The following is a 20,034-nucleotide window of genomic DNA, read 5'->3' on the forward strand; positions in this document are numbered from 1 at the left end:
TGATAAATAAGTCTCTAAAGTAAGGTTTTTAATCAAAAGTATACTTGTAAGACTACTTAATAGGAATATAAAATTCTGTTTTAAGTTTTTCTTCTGCCACACGTTCTGGGTGACTTATGTAGCGTTCTCTAACAGGTTCATCACGTAATTCATAATCAGTGTTTAAAAACCATTCGTTAAAAATATAATTATAAACATCTGCAAAATATTTGTAAGATCCTTGGTATAAAAACACAGCAAATTTCCCGCCTTTTAAAATTTTCACACCAATATCTCCAATAGGTTTAGCGTCTTTATGTATTATTAAACACGCATCGTATCTAATTTTATCTTCGTCGGTTACTTTTGGGTCGTCATACGGTAACCCAAAATGCTGAATACCTTTTGTAAATAATTTTTGGGCTTTTACTTGTTCCCATAGCTTTTTCCATGCACCCATATAATCTAACGTTTGGTAAGCTCCCTGCATTCTGTAATACAAGCATTGTTTGTCTTCAATATCTTGAATTTTTGGTTTTTTAATACTTAATGTGGCATTCATAATGTTTGATTTTTTAAAATTGAATAATTTATTTTTTCGATACTCTGTAGGCGATATTCCAAAATGAATTTTAAAAGCTTTTGATAATGATGATGGTGTTTCAAAACCAACATTATAGGCAATGGCTTCAATGTTTAAAGTGGAGTATCGAATCATTTTTGCAGCTGTTTCTAGTCGCGTTCTAGAAATGTATGCGCCAATGGGTTCGCCTAAAAGAGCCCTACTAATACGATGAAAATGAAACGGTGAAAAATGTGAGATCTCAGCAAGCGTTTTTACGTCAATTTTACTATCTAAATTATTATTAATGTACTCAATAATTACGTTTAATTTCTCGTCGTAAAAGGCTTTGTTACTTTGTTTTTGTTTCATTGTTATGTATTAGTATCACAAATGTATTTGCAAACTAATATAAACACTTTTCCAATCTTGCTCACTTTTATTTTTAATCATAAAATTTTAGTAAAACAAGCTAAATTGGTATAAGCTTTAATCAAAATTCAATAAATCTTTTCATAAATTTGAACTATGGAAGATATGATATTTTATGATAGGCTGCAGTTTGCATTTACTATCACGTTCCACTACATTTTCCCTCAGTTAACCATGGGTTTATCGTTAATTATAGTTTTTCTAAAAGGGCTGTATTTAAGAAAAAAAGTAGAAAAGTATAACGAGGCTGCAAAGTTCTTAATGAGAATTTTTGCGATTAATTTCACCATGGGTGTGATAACAGGAATTCCTATGGAATTTCAATTTGGTACTAATTGGGCAAAGTTTTCAGAACTTACAGGAGGTATTATAGGTCAAACCTTGGCCATGGAAGGCATGTTTTCCTTTTTCTTGGAATCTTCTTTTTTAGCGCTCTTTATTTTTGGTGAAAAACTAATGGGGCAAAAATTACATTTTCTTACAGGGTTTTTAGTGTTTTTGGGCTCTTGGGCAAGTGGCTGGTTTATATTGGCTACTAACGCATGGATGCAACACCCAGTTGGTTATGAAGTTTTAGAGAATGGTAAATACGTATTAGAAAATTTTTCAGCATTATTTACTAATCCTTGGTTATTGCCCGCTTTTTTACATAACCAATTGGCATCAGTAGTAACGTCATCGTTTGTTGTATCTAGCATTGGAGCGTTCTATATTTTGAGACAAAAAAATATTGAGTACGGAAAACTGTTTTTAAAAACGGGCGTTATTTTTGGCCTTATTTCTAGTTTGCTAGTTGCATTTCCAACTGGCGATTGGAACGCTAAAAATGTTGCAAAATACCAACCCGCTTCATTTGCTGCTATGGAAGGCATTTTTGAAACTGAAGAAGCAGGAGCCGAAATAGTACTCATAGGGCAACCAAATATGGTTGAAAAAAAGTTAGATAATAAAATAGCTGTGCCAAATATTCTTAGTTTTTTAACCTATCAAGAATGGGATAAACAAATAGTAGGTATGGATCATTTTGAAGCAGATGAATTGCCCGATAATATTCCAGCACTTTATTATTCGTATCATATCATGGTTGGTTTGGGTACTATTTTCATAGGTATTATGGGTTTGGCAGGATTCTTTTTATGGCGAAAAAAATTATATAATATTAAGCCCTTACTGTGGACTATTATGTTTTTAGTCCCGTTCCCATATATTGCTAATATTACAGGTTGGTATGTAGCCGAATTAGGAAGACAACCTTATTTGGTTTATGGTTTATTAAAAACAGCAGACGGCGTATCGCCAACGGTATCTTCAGGAAATACATTATTTACATTACTAGGTTTTGTTGCACTGTATATGCTTCTTGGTTTACTATTTTTAGTACTCGTTGGAAAAGCCATTCATCAGGGGCCAAAACATCAAACACATTAAATTATGGAAATATTTTGGTTTTTAATTATAGCAGTTGTTTTAGCTATGTTTTTTGTGTTGGATGGTTATGATTTTGGCACAGGTATTATCCATCTGTTTTTTGCGAAATCAGAAAAAGATAAAGAAGTTATTGCTAAGTCTGCAGGATTGTTTTGGGATTCAAACGAAGTTTGGTTAGTTGCAGCTGGCGGTATGTTATTTATGGCATTTCCAACTTTTTATGCATCGGTATTTAGCGGATTTTACCTGCCATTAATTATTGTATTATGGTTAATTATTTTTCGAGCTATAGGCTTAGAGTTTAGAAGTCAATTTAATTATCAAATGTGGAAAGATATTTGGGATAAATCCTTTGGAGTTTCTAGCTTAATGTTAGCACTGTTTTTTGGTATTGCATTAGGTAATATTGTTAGAGGTGTTAATTTAGGAGGAGTAAAAGATGGTATTTCAACTTACGAAGCACATTTCTTTTTCTTGCCCTTATGGAATTCAAGTTTTAGTCCATTAACAGCGCACCCTGGAGTTATCGATTGGTTCACTATTATTATTGGTTTGATAAGTGTCGTTACACTAGCTATTCATGGGGCAAATTGGGTTATTATAAAAACCAATTCATCTATAAACGCGAAACTAAAAAAAGTTATATTCAAGTTAAATTGTGTGTTATTAGTGCTCACTATTGTATCTGTAATATGTTGGCAAATAGTAAATCCAAATGCGCTAAATAATTTTGCTAAAAAATGGTATTTATTAATTTTTCCTTTAATTTATATTACAGGATTAACGGGATTATTTTTTATACATAAATTTAAGAAAGACGGATATGGCTTTGTATGTTCAACACTATTAATAGTAGGTGGTATTTCATCATCATTAGCCTCTTTATTCCCAGTTTTATTGCCCTCTGTAAATGAGGTAAACGAACCACTGTCTATTTACAATACAGCGGCTTCAGACTATGGTTTATCGGTAGCTATGGGTTGGGGTATTATTGGTTTTATTCTTCTTTTTGTATATATGATTGTTCAAAAAAGAATAATGGGAGGTAAGATTGACCATATGGATTATGGTCATTAAAACTTTAAGTTTATGACTGATACCTTAATTTCTTTAATTAGTGTTTTTATTGGTATCCTAGGAGGGCTTAGCTTTGGTTTTCTTTTTAAAAACTATTCTTCTGGCGTTATAGGTAATACAATTGCTGGCGTTTTTGGCAGTATTCTTTTCATTAAGGTCTTTGAGCGCTTAGGGTTTAATCCACAAGAAATAATGCAATCAGGCAGTGCAAATGTGTTACTGTTTATTATTAATATGTTGGTGTCTTTTTTTGGAGGTGCTATGGCGGTATTTTTAAGTCATAAACTGAGAACTAAATTTAATAAGTAACCTTTAGCAAAGGCGAAATAATTTTAAGTTAACAGTTAAACACTTTTCAGTTTTTGGAACGTGTTATTGTTGCTATAAAAATTACGTATATGTATATATTGATTTTCCGATAATAAAATTCTAACTTGCTTATCGGTGGATATAAACTATTGAAATGGATTTATATTCCAATTGTTAGGTATATTTAAAACTAGATAACAAATTGATTAACGCATACGAATACTTTAAAAATCATCCAAAATTCAACAAGCTTGTTGGTGATGATTTTTTATTCGTAGAATATAAATGTCCTATCAATATTGAAGAATATCAATTGTGGATAGAGAGCCATTTAATCACCTATGTCATTAGCGGTAAAAAAGACTGGATTACATCTAAAAAAACACATACATTAAATGCTGGAGATGCGCTTTTTGTTAGAAAAGGTGTGTACACGACAAAACAATATTTAGAGAACGATTATTGCGTAATGCTCTTTTTTATCAATGATAAATTCATAAAGAGGTTTCTTGTTGATAATCCATTTTTTACTAGAGAACTAAATGTTAAGGAAGAACAGAATCCTATTATTCCTATTAATACGAATGATTCATTCGAAACATTAATAAAAAGTATTTTTCATTATTTAAAACAAGGAGACGAAATTCCACGTAGTCTTGTAGAAATCAAGTTTAAAGAGCTTTTATTCAATTTAGTGCTCAATACCAAAAACAAAGAACTTTTAAATTTTTTCAATTCAATACCAGAAAGTAGTAAGGCTACTATTGAAAATGTAATGTTAGAAAATTTTAAATACAATTTAAAAACTGAAGATTTTGCTAAACTATGTGGCAAAAGTTTATCCTCATTTAAAAGAGGTTTTAAAGAAAACTTTAACGTTACACCAGGTAAATGGTTACGAAATAAAAGATTAGAACATGCAAAATCATTACTATTGGGTACAGATTTAACCATAAACGAAGTATGCTACGATTGCGGATTCAAAAATAATTCACACTTTATTCAAGTCTTTAAACAAAAGTATAAATTATCTCCCAACCAATATAAAACACAGAATTCACATAATTAATAGCTCTCCAAGTCATTTGGTCTTTAAAACACATTATTTGGACTTTTAAGAAATATTGAAAGAGATTTTAAATCTAACCTTTGCATCATTAGTTAATTGAAAAAAATTAATGATATGCTAAGTCAATATTTTTCAACAAGGAACCTTAAATCCACAAAAAGTGGTTCTGTAATTCATCAAAGACATTTAATTCTTCACGAAAAATATAAAAAAGATTCTGCATTAGCATGGATTACTGATGCTTCGGAAGTTATTGGCACTAATCTACAAGACCCATTCAGAATATCAGTTCTTATCAATGATATTATGAAAGTTCCGTTTAAAATTGGGGTTCATAGTGCTGTTGGTGGCGACCATGATTTTCCAAATCCAGGAGGTTTACTATGTGCTTCTTTAGCTTCTTGTTTTGAAAGTACCATTAGAATGATTGCCAATAAATTGGGAATAACACTCTTAGAAACCAAAATAAAAGCAACCGCTCAAATTGATGTAAGAGGTACCTTAATGATTGACAAATCAATTCCTGTTGAGTTTCAATCCATGCACATCGATGCATTAATTATTGCTGAGAATTCAAATGAAAAGCTCTTAAATACTTTGATACGAGGAGCAAAACATAGCTGTATTATTTATCAAACCATAAAACAAGGTATTCCAATTACTTGAATGTTCACTTTAAAATTAATAACCAAAAAAATAAATCATGAAAAAATCTATCATCTTTCTTTATGGAATAGTTGCCTATTTAGTTTTTCTAATTGCCTTTTTATATGCGATTGGATTCATAGGTAATATTTTAGTACCAAAAACAATAGATTCTGGTACAGAAACATCATTAGGGTCAGCAATATCAATCAATCTTATTTTATTAAGTGTATTTGCCTTACAACACAGCATAATGGCAAGGCCTGCATTTAAAAAATGGTTTACGACGATTATTAGTCCAGAAATGGAGCGTAGCACCTATATACTTTTATCGAGTTTAGCACTATTATTGATTTACTGGCAATGGCAACCCATAACAACCGTAGTTTGGGAGGCCGAAAATAATGTTGTTGTTATTTTTCTAACAGGAATGTTTTTTCTTGGGTGGCTAATCGTATTGCTATCAACATTTATGATTAACCATTTCGAGCTTTTCGGTCTGGCACAGATTTATGATAATTTTAAAAATAAACAAACTCCAAATCCAAAATTCCAAGCTAATTATTTATATAGTATTGTTAGACATCCTATCATGTTAGGGTTTCTCATTGCTTTTTGGTTTACTCCGGTAATGACGGTTGGTCATCTATTGTTTAGTGTAATAACTACATTATACATTTTAATTGCTGTAAAGTATTTAGAAGAAAAAGACCTTCGTAAAGCTATAGGAGAAAAATACGCAACATATCAAAAAGAAGTGCCAATGGTTATACCTTTCACCAAAATCAAAAAATCTGTTGATAAATAATCTTGAATCTAGATTAAGCCTAATGTCTCTGAGGTGCATAAGCGTACTTATAGAAAACCCAAAAACACTTTTTAATGTTGCATCTAATTTATTAATTTAAATCATTTTCGCTAATTCACTTATTTTGAGTATTTTAGTTTCATACATTTCCTTAAGTAAATAATTTTGGCATCTTAATATTAACCAATTAAATATATAATAATGAAGACAAAATTAGCATTTACATGTATTATGATTTTCGGATTTTTAATTATTGGATGTAAGCAGAAAGAGCAAAGCCCAGTAATAGAAGAAGTGAAAATTGACATTATTAACGATGAATTTCCTGAAGCAAAGCAGGAAGTAATGGAAACCTTTGGAGCCATTGCACAAAGCATTAAAGATGGAGATATTGATAAGTTAATTTCTTATCATGCTTACGGACCTAAGTTTACCGAATTTAAAAACGGAAAACCTCGTAATGATGGAAAGGCCAATGAAACATATGAGCGAAATGTGTTTGGTTCTGTAACAGAAGTGGTGAAATTTGATGCAAACGATTTACAAATTGCAGTGTACGGTAATGTGGCCAATGTAACCTTTCATTCCGATTTTCATCTTAAATTTGGTGAAGACCTCGTTGTAGTAAATGACCAAATTACTTTATTATTTGTTAAAACTAATAGTGGATGGAAAATGGTTCATGAACACCATTCTCCTTTAAAAAAAGAAGAAGCTAAATAGCTTTCTATAAATATAGAAATAAGTAATAGCGATTTGAATTAAAGTTCAAGTCGCTATTTTAAAATTATTCATTATAAAATAACAATCACAAAAACGTATTAAAAATTGTTTGTTTTATTTCTGTCCATTCCTCTTTCAAAATCCCATAACAGCAAGTGTTCCGTTTAAAACCATCAAACATTAGGGTGTCTTTTCGTAAAATACCTTCAAGCGTTGCACCTAGTTTTTCAACGGCGCGTCTAGATTTTATGTTGCGCTCGTCTATTCTAAATTCTACTTTATCAAATTCTAAAACTTCGAAAGCATATTGTAGCATTAAAAACTTCATGTTTTTATTCAATCCACTACCTTGAAACTCGTATCCAATCCATGTCCAACCAATATGTAACACCTTATTTTGCCAATTAATAAGTCCAAATCGTGTGCTGCCAGCATAGGTATTAGTTTGTTTATCGAATACTATAAACGGGATGATAGTTTTATGATAATAACCATCAACAGCAGTTTGCACGTAGTTTTTTAAATCGCCTGCGGTATCAATTTTACTAGGTGAGTATTGTATTAAATGAGGTTGTTGCGCGATAGGTGTTAAGTGTTTGTAATTACTTAAATCTAAAAGAGTGAGTTTTACGCGGTTGTTTTCTAGTGTTGGTGCCTTCATTGTTTATATGTTACTGCGAATCAGGCTTTTTTTTGCATGATGTGGTAATATATTTATTATTTCATTTTAATTATAAAAGCGAGTTTTTTAATGAGATTGCTACGTCATGCTTCCTCGCAATGACGTTCAGTTTAAACTAACCCATTAATTAATTCAACATTAACTTCATGTTTACCATCAAACATAATAACATTCAAATTTTCTTTAAATAAAAGTTGCGCTTTTTTTGTTTCTAATTGAAATCGTTCTTCAGTTAAATATTCATCATTTGTACCACAAATCAAACTTATTTTGGCGTTTAAAAAGCTAAAATTTTCAATATTTAATTCTTTAGGAATGCCACCAGAATGTAATACCAATTGTGCACATTGTAATTGGCGTTTTGCAACGTAACGCATAGCCACGCTAACACCTTGCGAATATCCGAATACAATTAAATTAACATCATCAGGAATGTTTTCCGCTTTAAAAATAGCATCAAAATTTTGCATCACATTTTCGGTTTCTTTTATTGTGTTTTCTTTGGTCAACCAACTAGCACCAACGTGTTTAAATTCAGATTTTAAGTAATATTTACTTGCTGCTTGTGGTGCAATAATATAATTTGCGTCTGCATTTAATCCTTTAAAATATTTTAAAAAATAGCGACTTAAGTATCCCATGCCATGACAAACAAACCACACATTTTTAGTCGATTTTGAAAGCGTATTTAGAGTAGAATAGGTATTGATTATGGTGTATGATATTTCTTTTTCTTGTGAATTCATTTACACTTATGTTTTGTACTTTTGTTAGCGATTTTAAAAATACACTATTCTATGCAATTGTCTAAAGAAGCCGTTTTATTTAAAGCCAATAAAGCTTGTAAAAATACTTTAATGGAAACCTTAGAAATTGAGGTTATAGATTTTGGAGATAATTTTTTAGTAGCTAGAATGCCTGTAAACTCAAGAGTTTATCAGCCTGACGGCGTGCTACATGGTGGAGCAACAGCAGCTTTAGCCGAAAGCGTTGGGAGTTTTGCATCGCATATTTTTATAGATACTGAGAAATTTTTTGTCCGCGGTATTGAAATTACAGCTAATCATTTAAAAAGCGTTACAGAAGGTTTTGTTTATGCTAAAGCAACTTTTTTGCATAGAGGAAGAACCACACAATTATTAGATATTAGAGTGACTGACGATGCCGATAATTTAATTTCTATTTGTAGACTGTCAACCATTTCGTTACCCAAAAAGAAATAGTTAATGACTTTGGATGATTTTTTTAATCGTATTGAAACACATTATAGTAGCAAGCTTCCTTTTGTGGTTTATAGAAAGCCTAATGAAGATGTTGTAAAAGTGTTGCTACAAGAAACAAACGATTTATATTTTACAAAAGATTTTACCGAGCAAGGTTTTGTGTTTTCACCTTTTGATGATACTCAAGATTCAGTTTTAATACCAGTTGAAACTTCGGAAATCATTTCTATTTTAGAGCTATTTGTCATTCCTGAGGAGGGAGGAATCCACTCGAATAGTAATTTAGTTCCAATTGAAACTGAATCAAAAAAAAATCACATCATCCTCATAAAAAAAGGAGTTAAAGCCATTAAAAACAATGAATTTAAGAAGGTTGTTTTATCTCGACAGGAGACTATTAGCAGTTCTGAGTTAAATCCCATTTCAATTTTTAAAAAACTTTTAAATACTTACAAATCTGCATTTGTGTATTGCTGGTATCACCCCAAAGTAGGGTTGTGGTTAGGTGCTACTCCAGAAACGTTGATTAAAATAGAAGGTAAGCAGTTTTCTATTATGGCATTGGCTGGTACGCAAGATTATAAAGGCACGTTGGATGTGGTTTGGAAAGATAAAGAAAAAGACGAGCAACATATTGTTACAAATTTTATTATAAAAAGTTTAAAACCTTTAGTTGAAAACATAAAAGTCTCAGAAACAGAAACCGTAAAAGCTGGTAATTTACTACATTTAAAAACTATGATTTCGGCACGATTGCAATCCAATTCAAACTTAAAAGATATTATTTCGTTATTGCATCCAACACCTGCGGTTTGTGGATTTCCAAAGTTAGAAGCAAAACAATTCATTTTAAAACACGAAAACTATAATCGTGAGTTTTATACTGGTTTTTTGGGAGAATTAAATTTTGAAACAAAAAAAGCACCACGGTCTGGAAAACGTAATATTGAAAATAGAGCTTACGCTATAAACAAAAAAAGTACCCAGTTGTATGTTAATTTACGCTGTATGCAATTAAAAAATTATGAAGCCATTATTTACGTTGGTGGTGGTATTACCGAAAGCTCTAATGCAGAAAGTGAATGGAAAGAAACGGTTTCAAAATCACAAACTATTAAGCGGGTTCTTTAAATTCACAAATGCTTTTAATTAAAAATATTCGTGTATTAGTGGTACAAATTTCCACTTAGGTTTTGTACTTTTGAAACAATGAAATACCCAAAAATTCTGCTTGCGCAAACCGTTATTCAGCTTTGTAAAACTAAAGGCATAAAGCATATTATAATTTCTCCAGGTAGCAGAAATGCACCTTTAACTATTGGTTTTTCTAATGACGATTACTTTAAGTGTTACAGTATTGTAGATGAGCGTTGTGCTGCTTTTTTTGCTTTAGGCATCTCACAACAATTAAAAGAGCCAACTGCTGTGTTGTGTACTTCGGGTAGTGCGTTGTTAAATTATTATCCCGCCGTAGCAGAAGCTTTTTATAGCGATGTGCCTTTGGTGGTTTTATCGGCGGATAGACCAAAACACTTAATAGATATTGGTGATGGACAAACCATTAATCAGAAAAATGTATTTGAAAACCATATTTTATATTCTGCTAATCTAAAGTTGGATATAAATGAAGAAAATGAGGTAGAAGAGGAGTTGCCTATTTTTAAAAATTTAGAGAATAAGTTAGAAACCTTATTGGGTTTAAAACAAGGCATTCAAGAGTATAATGAAGCTGAAATTAATAAAGCTATAAATATGGCGTCTTCAAAAAGCGGCCCCGTGCATATTAACATTCCGTTTGATGAACCGTTGTATGACATGGTAGATGTGCTATCGGTTAATCCGAAGCCTATTACTATTGAAAAGAAAACTTTAGAAGTTGAAGAACCTATTTTAGAATCATGTATTAATGATTGGAATTTGGCTTCAAAAAAAATGGTGTTGGTTGGTGTGAATCAACCAAACACAATAGAACAAAAATGGTTAGATGTTTTAGCGAAAGACGATAGTGTAATTGTTTTTACCGAAACCACGTCGAATATACATAACAATGAGTTTTTCCCGAGTATCGATAAGCTAATTGCACCTTTAAAAGATAAAGATTTTATAAACCTTCAACCAGACATTTTATTAACTTTTGGTGGATTAATTGTATCAAAAAAGATAAAGGCATTTCTACGAAAGTATAAGCCAAAGCAGCATTGGCATATTGATTTGAATAAAGCAAACGATACCTTTTTTAGTTTAAATCAATCCATTCAAACCACACCGAGTTACTTTTTTTCTAAATTTTTACCAAAAGTAAAAACACAAGAAAGTGATTATAAACCGAATTGGAATATTGTAAAATCAATTAGACATAATAAGCACAAAGCCTATTTGAAAGCTATCGATTTTAGTGATCTAAAAGCTTTTGAAATTATCTTAAGCGCTATTCCTAACGACACTATCCTACAGTTAGGAAACAGCTCAACAGTGCGTTATGCACAATTATTCGATTTGAATAAAACTATAGAAGTATTTTGTAATCGCGGAACAAGTGGAATTGATGGAAGTACAAGTACTGCTATTGGTTGTGCAGTTGCAAACACAAAACAAACTACTTTAATTTCTGGTGACCTAAGTTTTATTTACGATAGCAACGCATTATGGAACAGCTATATACCTAATAACTTTAGAATTATTATTATTAATAATCAAGGTGGTGGTATTTTTAGAATCCTTCCAGGACATAAAAACACTGAGAATTTCGATACTTATTTTGAAACTAAGCATCAATTAACAGCAGAATATTTATGCAAAATGTATGGTTTTGAGTATGCTGGTGTTTCAAATGAATTAGATTTAAATAACAAATTGTATTCATTTTACTCAGAAAGTCATCAGCCAAAATTAATAGAAATCTTTACTCCAAAAGATTTAAACGATGAAATTTTACTTCAATATTTCAAATCTATTAGTTAATTAAAGTGACTTTATGTGATTATACGTGTCTAAAAAATAGTTATCTTTAAAAACGTATTTTACAAACACATTAAAAACTATTTAATTATGAGCAAAAGAGACGAACTTATTGCAAAATATGCTGCAGATTTAAAAGACAAGTGCGGTGTTAATGCAGACATGGATTTATTAACTAAAGTTACTATTGGTTGTGGACCATCAATTTATAATGCAGATTCTGCAACAGTTTCTGGATCAGACGAATCAGAATTGGCAACAGTTAAAAATAATTTCTTAATTAAAAAATTAGGATTAAAAGATGGCGCAGATTTAGATAAAGGCATTCAAGCTGTTATGGATAAATATGGTCAATCTAACAGAAATAAATACAGAGCGGTAGTTTATTACTTGCTTACTAAACATTTTAAAAAAGAATCTGTTTATTAATATTTGCAGAATTATATATTATAAAAGCGTTACAAAATTGTAACGCTTTTTCTTTGCCTAAATTTATTTTAGGATCTTTTTAACGGAAAATATTATTTATCAATAGTTTTGTCACCATCAATTAAATAATCTTTCCTTAATATCATTACCTTTGTCGCATGATACATTTAGGACAAATAAATACCTTAGAAATACTTCGTGAAACTGATCATGGTGTGTATTTAATTGATGATGAAGAAAACGAAGTGTTATTGCCAAACAGATATGTTCCTGAAGCTTTTAAAATTTGGGATAAGATTGATGTTTTTGTGTATTTGGATAATGAAGAACGTCCTGTAGCTTCAACAGATTTTCCTTATATCAAAAGAGGCGATTTTGCCTTACTACGCTGTAATCAAGTAACAGATTATGGTGCTTTTTTAGATTGGGGATTGGTTAAAGAGTTGTTTTGTCCGTTTAAAGAACAAGCCTTTAAAATGAAACCAGGCGGTTGGTATTTGGTGCATTGCTATTTAGATGAAAAGACCGATAGGTTAGTAGCATCAAGTAAAACCAATCGGTTTTTAGATAACAGAGAACTTACGGTTGCTGAGTTTGATGAAGTCGATTTAATAGTGTCGCACCCATCAGACATTGGTATGAATGTGATTGTAAATAAAGCACATTTAGGTTTAATTTATAAAGATCAAATTTTTAAAGATATTAGTGTTGGCGACAAACTAAAAGGTATTGTTAAAAAAATTCGCCCAGGAAATAAATTAGATATTACTTTGGGGCAAATAGGCTACAGGAACATAGAGCCTAATGCTGAGCGAATTTTACAGGAGTTACAAGACAATAGTGGTTATATAAATCTTACCGATAAGTCTAACCCTGAAGCGATAAAAGATCAGCTGCAAATGAGTAAAAAGAATTTTAAAAAATCTGTTGGTTCTTTATATAAACAGAAACTTATTGAGATAAAATCTGATGGTATTTATTTAGTTTAGAGAAAAGCACGTATTGTTTTTTATTTTGTCATGAACATTATTTATGGCGTCTTTTATACTGTCGTAACTAATATTATCAGAAAGACAGAAACTGTTTTCTATGTCCGCATTCATTTTGCCAGCAAGGTTGTAACTAACTACTGCGTAAGTACATAAGTTTTTAACTTTTCCTCTAAATAAATCTGCATCTAAAAGTTTTACAGAGTAAGAGTTAATACGGTTTGCAATAACACCAAAAGGTTTTTCAGACCCAAAGTAAGCGTTTATTTCATCAAAAATTTCTGTAGAATTATTTATATCTACATGCACACCTTCGTTAAATTCAATCACAGCTATATGATTAAAAAAGAATATATCTCCTAAATCTTTTTTTACAGATTTCATGATGTGATTTGAAAAATCAGAGTCAATAATTTTCATGTTGTTGTAAATCTTTTTCTCGTTGCTCTAGTTGGATTAAAATACTTACTGTTCTGCTTTACTGCAACTTAGGCGCTTAAAAACTTATTAAGCCACATTTATAAAAACAGGCTTGCAAATATACTATGCATACATAATATATTCGTAACTAAAATTATATTTACACATTAAGTAGTGTTTTGATATTAACTATAATAATACTGTTGATATTTCATTTTTAAGTTGCTTTTACTTTAGTAAAAATCGATTATAGTAATCATTTTAGAAACAACAAAATTAACTGTGTTTGTTATTTTGAAAGAAATAACTTTCGCTGAAACATTAGGTTTCTACTTTTTATTATTTAAATTAAGAATTTTGCAGTTATAATATAATAAACACTCTGTATCAAAAATAGCAAAGCATTTTACTATTTTTGCTTCATGATAAATCAAGATACTATAGTGGCACTAGCTACACCTTCTGGTGCGGGAGCTATTGCTGTTATTCGACTTTCTGGGAACGATGCTATTAGTATTGCCGAAAAACAATTCAAATCGGTTTCTGGTAAAATAATAAGCAAGCAAGCTACACACACCATTCATTTAGGGCATATTATTGACGGCCATAGAACTATTGATGAAGTGCTATTATCTATTTTTAAAAATCCAAGTTCCTATACAGGTGAGCATGTAGTTGAAATTTCGTGTCATGGTTCTAATTATATTCAGCAAGAAATTATTCAATTGTTTTTAAGACAAGGTTGCAGAATGGCTACCGCTGGCGAATTTACATTACGCGCTTTTTTAAATGGCAAGTTAGATTTATCGCAAGCTGAAGCTGTAGCAGATTTAATTTCAAGTGATAATGAAGCTTCTCATCAAATAGCAATGCAGCAAATGCGAGGTGGTTTTTCATCTGAAATCGCAAAACTTCGTGAAGAACTTTTAAATTTCGCATCTTTAATAGAATTAGAGCTTGATTTTGCCGAAGAAGATGTTGAATTTGCTGATAGAACACAGTTTAAAGATCTAACTGAACGTATTATGTTTGTGCTTAAACGTCTCTTGGATTCGTTTGCTGTTGGGAATGTTATAAAGAATGGTATTCCTGTTGCGATAGTAGGAGAACCTAATGTAGGGAAATCTACACTTCTAAATGCTTTATTAAATGAGGAACGTGCCATTGTAAGTGAAATTGCAGGAACTACTAGAGATACTATTGAGGATGAAATTTCTATTGGAGGTATTGGTTTTAGGTTTATAGACACTGCTGGAATAAGAGATACTAAAGATGTAGTTGAAAGTATAGGCATTAAAAAAACCTTTGAAAAAATAGAACAAGCTCAAGTTGTTATCTACCTTTTCGATGCATCAGAATCAGATAGTTTTGATAGCGTTCAACGCGAAATTGAGAAAATTAAAAATAGATACCCTCAAAAAACCATTCTTATTATTGCTAATAAAGTAGATATACTAGTTACTGATACAAAACAGAAACTAAATAAAACTTTGAGTAATGTTAATAATTCTCTTTATGTTTTATTGTCAGCAAAACAAGGAGTGGGAGTAGACGAGTTAAAAGCCAAACTTTTAAGTTTTGTAAACACAGGAGTTTTAAGAAATAATGATACAATAGTTACTAATTCACGACATTATGATTCCCTTTTAAAAGCTTTTGAAGAAATTCAAAAAGTAAAACACGGATTAGACTCTGGCTTATCTGGAGATTTGTTGGCTATAGATATTCGTCAAGCACTTTATCACTTTGGCGAAATCACAGGAGAAATCACAAACGATGATTTGTTAGGTAATATATTTGCTAATTTTTGTATCGGAAAGTAGCGGTTCCCGATATTTAGTATAATATACCACTAAAATACATCATGAGATGAATTAAATGTAGTTGCACAAAACTCACCCAAAACTCTTCAACAATATATAAGCCTGTAAATAATATGTATTGGTTTTAAAATTCTTTTTCTTTTCAAAATGAAGATTAATAATTTCTCCAAATTTAGTTTGTTGTTCAAGGAGATGGATTAGTTTTAATATTGAATTATAATTTCCTTCAATAGTAAATTGATAGGTTTTAATTGTTAAATCATGACTGATAGAAATATGGGGTTCTAAAAAACTAACTACTCTTAATTTATTACTATCAGCATAAGTGTTTACAGTTTTTAAAAGATTGTTTTGAATTGAACCTCCTTTAATTTGATATTTGCTTAAAAGCGAATTATAATATTTTTGCTTTTGCATTAGAAGAGACAATTGCTTAGGTGTATTTTTAAATAATTCTTCTTCTTGTATTAAACTATTATAATCTTTTTTTAAAGCTATTGTTTTAGAAATAGCCAATTGATAGCATAACGTTAGAATGATAATAAACCCAGCAACTAATAGTATGTTTTTAGATTTATGTGTCATGGTGTTATGCTAATTTTAATGCTGAAATTAGAAGCTGTTGTTTTAGAATTACCATAAGTTTCTACAGTTACTTTACCAATCCAATCCATATTTTCTAAAAGTGAAATCCACTCAGAATATTGTGTGCTATTATTAGATTTACCTGAGACTGTAAGTACATTGTTTTTTAGAAAAATGGGGTTATCCTCTTTAATACGTTTTTCTAGAGGTTGGTAGTTTATTTCAGAAAGTATAATAGAATTTGGTAGGCTTTGTATTATATTATTTATATAAAAAGAACTTTTAGAAATACTGCTTTTAAGCATGTCATCTGTCATTTTTTGAGCTTTATTTACAGATTCATTAAGCTTAATGATGCGTTCCTTAGAGGTTTGATTTAGTTGAGAGGTTTCATCTAGTACATCTACTTTTTCAAAATAGTAGTTAAAAAAAATAAAATTGATTGATAATATGCATAGAATGAAAAGAAGTCCAATTTTTAAAAACTGATTAAAAAAGCGAATCTGTTTGTAAATGTTTAAGAGTGCACTCTTTTTGTCTTGATAATTTATAGAAGGTGTGAAATTATTCAAGATGCTAGATAAAGCACTAGATAAGGATAGAATGTAAGCATTAGAAATATTTAATCCGTTAATATTATAATGCTCTTCCTTACCACATTCAACAAAATCAATTGTTTTAATTAAGTTGTTATCTGTTAATATACTTGCATTTGAAGTAAAAATAGAAGTACTTTCAATATAACTAATCGTATTTGATAAAATGGTGTTTCCTAGTGAAAATGAAATGATATGAATGTTACTATCATGATATTCTTTAATGAGTTGCTCTACATATTCTTTTCTACAAATGGAAACAAAGCTAATGTTGCCTTGGTTAATAATTTCATAATAAAACTCAGAAATATTAATATTCGGAAAAGCTTTATTTACTAAATTTAAACCGTTTATTTGTTCTGCTTTTAAAGATTTTGTTAATACTTGTTCATCATTGATTACTAAAAAAACATGTTGATTTTTTGGTAGTTTGTCAGCTGTATTTTTAATGCTTTTTGACGAAAAATGATCTTCAATATCAATTTCTTTTTTTGCTTTTTTTAAAATAGTGATATATGTAATACCCTCACCTTTTTTTGAAGTATGTTCGATACCACAATAACGGTTTCCATATTGAAGAAAAGGTAGTAAGTTTTGTAACATTAGTAGATAATAGTTGGTTTTATAAAAACGGTTAGTTTTGCTTTTGACGCTTCACGCTTACGCGAACTAAATAGCCATTTTATTACTGGAATTCTTGCCAAAAATGGGACACCAGAACCCGAATCATTTTTTATTTGTTCTTCTAAACCACCAAGTACTACAATATCTTGATCTTGAACTCGAATAATAGAGCTAAACTCGCGAGAGCTTATATCTGGTGGTGCATTTTCATCGATGCGCTTTCCAAAGCTGGATTGTATGACAAAAATATCTAAAGTGACTTGTCCATCTCCAGATACTAAGGGCTTTATGGTGAGCCCTAATTCGGCATCAATAGGTTCGTAGTTAGTAATTTCTGATGTTTGCGGATTGTCTGTTCCGTAAATATTACGTTGTGTAACGGTGTAATAAGATGTTTCTCCATTAGAAAAAGTCGCTCTATGCCCATTTAAAGTAGAAAGTTTTGGTGTAGACTTAATTTTTAAATTTCCATTACTTTCCATCGCTTTTACCGTGGCAAAAAAGTTAGGCACTACTTTTCCTAAATTTAAGCGGTCAAACCCGTTAAAACCATTAATGACTCTATTAATGGTTTTTGCCCCTAATGTTAAATCTGTTTTTGGAAATATATCGCCCTTAGTTTTTGTTGGTTCATCGCCAATACCCCAAGTAACACCTGTTTCAATAGTATTGTTTTTATTAACCTCTACAAACATAACCTCTATTAATACTACAGGCACTGTTTTGTCTATATAGTTTATAAAATCCTTAAGACGTTCAATTTTAGCACTAGAACCAGTAACATACAAGCTATTAAGTTCCTGATCAACTTTAATATCTAAGTCTTGAGCAATTTCATCAGGAATAATCTCGTCAATAGTTTGTGAAACACCACTAGTAGAATTTGCACTATTAGAATTTAACGAATTCGTTTGTGTTCTGTTTCTATTTAAGCCTGAGTTATTAGGTTGGTTATTATAATTTGAGTTACTATTATAATTTTGATTAATACCAGAATTGTAACTGTTACCATAATTATTCCCATAATTGCTTCGCCCCACAGTTCTACTTCGTCCGCTGCCTCCAGAAGGATCTGATAATAACTCTACAGAACGATGCATTAAATGAATCACTTCAACTTTGCGAACACTTAATTGGTTTTCAGTTCCAAAGTAATAGATGTTTTCTTCTTTTTTGAACGTAAAAGCTTCTGTTGAATTTGACACGATTGGATTTCCATTTGGTGTATTATTACGGCTACTATTGTTTTGAACTGTAGTGTTAGGTAATGGATTTGCATTGGAAGTTTGAGATTCAAAAATCTTTATTAATAATTCATCAAATGAAATGGATTTAGCTTTAAATGTCACATTTCCAGCTTTGTCTAATGGGCTCGCGGTAAATACATTAAGATTTAACTCGTTTCCAATATCATTTATAATAGACTTTATAGGGGTATTATTAAAATTTACTTGTAATAGTTTATTTTCTGAATCTAAAACCTTAAAATTATCTTGTTGACCATGTTTTAATCTTGAATTTAATTGGTTTGAATCTGCTGATGCACTATGGTCTTCAAACACATAAAAATCATCTTTAGTTTTTTCAACAAATAAATTATTGGATAGTGCCAGTTTATCCATCGCAGCATCAAAAGCAGTGTTTTTTGTATAGAATGTTATGGTTTTATTTTCCAACCCAGGAGCGAATACTAAATTTTTAGCACTTTCGTTCATAATACGTTTAAATACATCGTACAGTTTGTCATTTTTGGCATCTATACTTATTGAGTTGTTTTCTGGATTATAGGCAATAGGAATAATACGCTCCTCAGGTACTTCAACCGGAGAGGTGTATTTTTTTATAGATAGAATACTCCCTGTAAAGTCAATAGTTAAACCATATTCTTTACATAAAAACACTAATAAATCTGAAACCGTAACATTAGAGAAATTATTATTAGATATTGAGATTTGGCTAAGCTCTTGTGAGATATTAATATTAACTTTATGAGCGTTTGATATAGCCAAAATAAAATTAGATAGCGTTATGTTGCTAACACTTATTTCTGTTTTGGCTTGTTCTTTTAATCCTGAGTTTTCTACAGAAAGTAGTTCTAACTGATTTTTGATGGTATTAATACGCTGATCTTCATTTTGTGAAAACAGGATAATGGGCATAAAACAAAGTAAAATAAGCAGTATTTTTTTCATTCAAAGGATGTATTTGTACTCTAATTATATTTAGAGTTTAATTCGAATTTTATTATTCTTTAATTTTTAAAAGCAGTGCCATTTGCTCTTCCAATAACTTGATGCGTTTCTGTTGTTTTTTAAGCTCATTATTTTCTTGCTCTAAAGAGTTAATCCGTTTCTCTTGATTGATGGTATAAAGTGTTAACTCTTCAATTTTTTCAAGCAATTTTAAGTTCATTTCTTTAAGCAGAAGCCCATTAGCTTCCATTTCTTTTGCAGATGGAATATTAGGTAAATGTCCTTCTTTTGTAATGTAGTTTTCTACCTCGTTTAAAGTTTTTAAATCGTAATCTTTATAAAACACATAATCGGGTGCCACAGCACCTAGTAAATCTACTTTAACCTCGTTAGTGTGTATATTGCCTTTTACTGCTAGTTTTGCGTCTGGGGTTGTTGTGCCGATGCCGACATTATTAGAAAAATAAATAGGCCATCTAGT

The 20,034-nt window shown here is 30.6% G+C and carries 20 protein-coding genes and 1 pseudogene; 13 read left to right on the plus strand and 8 right to left on the minus strand.

What is annotated here, in order from left to right:
- Window positions 1-52 precede the first annotated feature (52 nt).
- Entirely contained in the window at window positions 53-913 is an 861-nt protein-coding gene (locus RG22_RS15885) for an AraC family transcriptional regulator (protein ID WP_034045059.1), read from the minus strand.
- Between the two features lie 156 nt (window positions 914-1,069).
- On the opposite strand from RG22_RS15885, the gene RG22_RS15890 reads away from it, so the two are divergent.
- The 7 genes from RG22_RS15890 to RG22_RS15920 all read left to right on the plus strand — a co-directional run bounded on the left by RG22_RS15890 (window position 1,070) and on the right by RG22_RS15920 (window position 7,032).
- The gene (locus RG22_RS15890) at window positions 1,070-2,401 is read left to right on the plus strand and encodes a cytochrome ubiquinol oxidase subunit I (protein ID WP_034045061.1); all 1,332 of its coding nucleotides are present in this window, start codon (window positions 1,070-1,072) and stop codon (window positions 2,399-2,401) included.
- Window positions 2,402-2,404: 3 nt separating this feature from the next.
- Entirely contained in the window at window positions 2,405-3,478 is a 1,074-nt protein-coding gene (gene cydB, locus RG22_RS15895) for a cytochrome d ubiquinol oxidase subunit II (RefSeq protein ID WP_034045063.1), read from the plus strand.
- Window positions 3,479-3,490: 12 nt separating this feature from the next.
- The gene (locus RG22_RS15900) at window positions 3,491-3,787 is read left to right on the plus strand and encodes a hypothetical protein (protein ID WP_034045065.1); all 297 of its coding nucleotides are present in this window, start codon (window positions 3,491-3,493) and stop codon (window positions 3,785-3,787) included.
- Between the two features lie 202 nt (window positions 3,788-3,989).
- Entirely contained in the window at window positions 3,990-4,856 is an 867-nt protein-coding gene (locus RG22_RS15905; RefSeq protein ID WP_034045068.1) for an AraC family transcriptional regulator, read from the plus strand.
- A 114-nt stretch (window positions 4,857-4,970) separates the two neighbouring features.
- Window positions 4,971-5,522, plus strand: a complete 552-nt coding sequence (locus RG22_RS15910) for an OsmC family protein (RefSeq protein WP_156113407.1) — start codon at window positions 4,971-4,973, stop codon at window positions 5,520-5,522.
- Window positions 5,523-5,559: 37 nt separating this feature from the next.
- Window positions 5,560-6,309, plus strand: coding sequence for a methanethiol S-methyltransferase (gene mddA, locus RG22_RS15915; RefSeq protein ID WP_034045071.1), 750 nt, complete (start codon window positions 5,560-5,562; stop codon window positions 6,307-6,309).
- 201 nt (window positions 6,310-6,510) lie between these two features.
- Window positions 6,511-7,032 (plus strand): YybH family protein, encoded by a 522-nt coding sequence (locus RG22_RS15920; protein ID WP_034045074.1) that lies wholly within the window; start codon window positions 6,511-6,513, stop codon window positions 7,030-7,032.
- Between the two features lie 85 nt (window positions 7,033-7,117).
- Here RG22_RS15920 and RG22_RS15925 read toward each other — a convergent pair whose 3' ends face one another.
- Both RG22_RS15925 and RG22_RS15930 read right to left on the minus strand, forming a co-directional pair.
- Complete coding sequence (locus RG22_RS15925; RefSeq protein WP_034045077.1) at window positions 7,118-7,693, minus strand: GNAT family N-acetyltransferase; 576 nt, start codon at window positions 7,691-7,693, stop codon at window positions 7,118-7,120.
- Between the two features lie 131 nt (window positions 7,694-7,824).
- Window positions 7,825-8,460: an alpha/beta hydrolase gene (locus RG22_RS15930; RefSeq protein WP_034045080.1), complete on the minus strand. Its 636-nt coding sequence runs from the start codon at window positions 8,458-8,460 to the stop codon at window positions 7,825-7,827.
- A gap of 51 nt (window positions 8,461-8,511) precedes the next feature.
- Here RG22_RS15930 and RG22_RS15935 point away from each other — a divergent pair, with 51 nt between their 5' ends.
- The 5 genes from RG22_RS15935 (at window position 8,512) to RG22_RS15955 (ending at window position 13,313) form a co-directional block, all read left to right on the plus strand.
- Window positions 8,512-8,937 (plus strand): PaaI family thioesterase, encoded by a 426-nt coding sequence (locus RG22_RS15935; RefSeq protein ID WP_034045083.1) that lies wholly within the window; start codon window positions 8,512-8,514, stop codon window positions 8,935-8,937.
- Between the two features lie 3 nt (window positions 8,938-8,940).
- Window positions 8,941-10,068 (plus strand): chorismate-binding protein, encoded by a 1,128-nt coding sequence (locus RG22_RS15940; protein ID WP_034045086.1) that lies wholly within the window; start codon window positions 8,941-8,943, stop codon window positions 10,066-10,068.
- A gap of 78 nt (window positions 10,069-10,146) precedes the next feature.
- Window positions 10,147-11,898: a 2-succinyl-5-enolpyruvyl-6-hydroxy-3-cyclohexene-1-carboxylate synthase gene (menD, locus tag RG22_RS15945; RefSeq protein WP_034045089.1), complete on the plus strand. Its 1,752-nt coding sequence runs from the start codon at window positions 10,147-10,149 to the stop codon at window positions 11,896-11,898.
- 87 nt (window positions 11,899-11,985) lie between these two features.
- Window positions 11,986-12,324 (plus strand): DUF2853 family protein, encoded by a 339-nt coding sequence (locus RG22_RS15950; protein ID WP_034045091.1) that lies wholly within the window; start codon window positions 11,986-11,988, stop codon window positions 12,322-12,324.
- 158 nt (window positions 12,325-12,482) lie between these two features.
- Window positions 12,483-13,313 carry a CvfB family protein gene (locus RG22_RS15955; protein WP_034045094.1) on the plus strand — a complete coding sequence of 277 codons (831 nt, stop codon included), beginning with the start codon at window positions 12,483-12,485 and terminating at the stop codon, window positions 13,311-13,313.
- Here RG22_RS15955 and RG22_RS15960 read toward each other — a convergent pair.
- The gene (locus tag RG22_RS15960) at window positions 13,305-13,733 is read right to left on the minus strand and encodes a hypothetical protein (protein WP_034045097.1); all 429 of its coding nucleotides are present in this window, start codon (window positions 13,731-13,733) and stop codon (window positions 13,305-13,307) included. The genes RG22_RS15955 and RG22_RS15960 overlap by 9 nt on opposite strands.
- A gap of 422 nt (window positions 13,734-14,155) precedes the next feature.
- On the opposite strand from RG22_RS15960, the gene mnmE reads away from it, so the two are divergent.
- Window positions 14,156-15,556 (plus strand): tRNA uridine-5-carboxymethylaminomethyl(34) synthesis GTPase MnmE, encoded by a 1,401-nt coding sequence (mnmE, locus tag RG22_RS15965; RefSeq protein WP_034045100.1) that lies wholly within the window; start codon window positions 14,156-14,158, stop codon window positions 15,554-15,556.
- A gap of 72 nt (window positions 15,557-15,628) precedes the next feature.
- Here the strand turns inward: mnmE and RG22_RS15970 are convergent, their stop codons facing one another.
- The 4 genes and pseudogenes from RG22_RS15970 to RG22_RS15985 form a co-directional block, all read right to left on the minus strand.
- On the minus strand, window positions 15,629-16,141 hold the full coding sequence (locus tag RG22_RS15970; protein ID WP_034045103.1) for a hypothetical protein: 513 nt from the start codon (window positions 16,139-16,141) through the stop codon (window positions 15,629-15,631).
- Entirely contained in the window at window positions 16,138-17,340 is a 1,203-nt protein-coding gene (locus RG22_RS15975) for a hypothetical protein (RefSeq protein WP_034045105.1), read from the minus strand. Before RG22_RS15975 ends, RG22_RS15970 begins: the two co-directional genes overlap by 4 nt.
- Window positions 17,340-19,553 (minus strand): type II secretion system protein GspD, encoded by a 2,214-nt coding sequence (locus RG22_RS15980; RefSeq protein WP_034045107.1) that lies wholly within the window; start codon window positions 19,551-19,553, stop codon window positions 17,340-17,342. The genes RG22_RS15975 and RG22_RS15980 overlap by 1 nt, the downstream gene beginning before the upstream one ends.
- Window positions 19,554-19,605: 52 nt before the next feature.
- Window positions 19,606-20,034 (minus strand): annotated as a pseudogene (locus RG22_RS15985) (tail fiber protein); the annotation flags it as partial.

This window comes from Wocania ichthyoenteri Th78 (assembly GCF_000789235.1).
Classification (GTDB): domain Bacteria; phylum Bacteroidota; class Bacteroidia; order Flavobacteriales; family Flavobacteriaceae; genus Wocania_A; species Wocania_A ichthyoenteri.

Coding starts and splice junctions, on each gene's coding strand:
- RG22_RS15885 (WP_034045059.1), bottom strand. CDS start 913: ATGAAACAAAAACAAAGTAACAAAGCCTTTTACGACGAGAAATTAAAC.
- RG22_RS15890 (WP_034045061.1), top strand. CDS start 1,070: ATGGAAGATATGATATTTTATGATAGGCTGCAGTTTGCATTTACTATC.
- cydB (WP_034045063.1), top strand. CDS start 2,405: ATGGAAATATTTTGGTTTTTAATTATAGCAGTTGTTTTAGCTATGTTT.
- RG22_RS15900 (WP_034045065.1), top strand. CDS start 3,491: ATGACTGATACCTTAATTTCTTTAATTAGTGTTTTTATTGGTATCCTA.
- RG22_RS15910 (WP_156113407.1), top strand. CDS start 4,971: ATGCTAAGTCAATATTTTTCAACAAGGAACCTTAAATCCACAAAAAGT.
- mddA (WP_034045071.1), top strand. CDS start 5,560: ATGAAAAAATCTATCATCTTTCTTTATGGAATAGTTGCCTATTTAGTT.
- RG22_RS15920 (WP_034045074.1), top strand. CDS start 6,511: ATGAAGACAAAATTAGCATTTACATGTATTATGATTTTCGGATTTTTA.
- RG22_RS15925 (WP_034045077.1), bottom strand. CDS start 7,693: ATGAAGGCACCAACACTAGAAAACAACCGCGTAAAACTCACTCTTTTA.
- RG22_RS15930 (WP_034045080.1), bottom strand. CDS start 8,460: ATGAATTCACAAGAAAAAGAAATATCATACACCATAATCAATACCTAT.
- RG22_RS15935 (WP_034045083.1), top strand. CDS start 8,512: ATGCAATTGTCTAAAGAAGCCGTTTTATTTAAAGCCAATAAAGCTTGT.
- RG22_RS15940 (WP_034045086.1), top strand. CDS start 8,941: ATGACTTTGGATGATTTTTTTAATCGTATTGAAACACATTATAGTAGC.
- menD (WP_034045089.1), top strand. CDS start 10,147: ATGAAATACCCAAAAATTCTGCTTGCGCAAACCGTTATTCAGCTTTGT.
- RG22_RS15950 (WP_034045091.1), top strand. CDS start 11,986: ATGAGCAAAAGAGACGAACTTATTGCAAAATATGCTGCAGATTTAAAA.
- RG22_RS15955 (WP_034045094.1), top strand. CDS start 12,483: ATGATACATTTAGGACAAATAAATACCTTAGAAATACTTCGTGAAACT.
- RG22_RS15960 (WP_034045097.1), bottom strand. CDS start 13,733: ATGAAAATTATTGACTCTGATTTTTCAAATCACATCATGAAATCTGTA.
- mnmE (WP_034045100.1), top strand. CDS start 14,156: ATGATAAATCAAGATACTATAGTGGCACTAGCTACACCTTCTGGTGCG.
- RG22_RS15970 (WP_034045103.1), bottom strand. CDS start 16,141: ATGACACATAAATCTAAAAACATACTATTAGTTGCTGGGTTTATTATC.
- RG22_RS15975 (WP_034045105.1), bottom strand. CDS start 17,340: ATGTTACAAAACTTACTACCTTTTCTTCAATATGGAAACCGTTATTGT.
- RG22_RS15980 (WP_034045107.1), bottom strand. CDS start 19,553: ATGAAAAAAATACTGCTTATTTTACTTTGTTTTATGCCCATTATCCTG.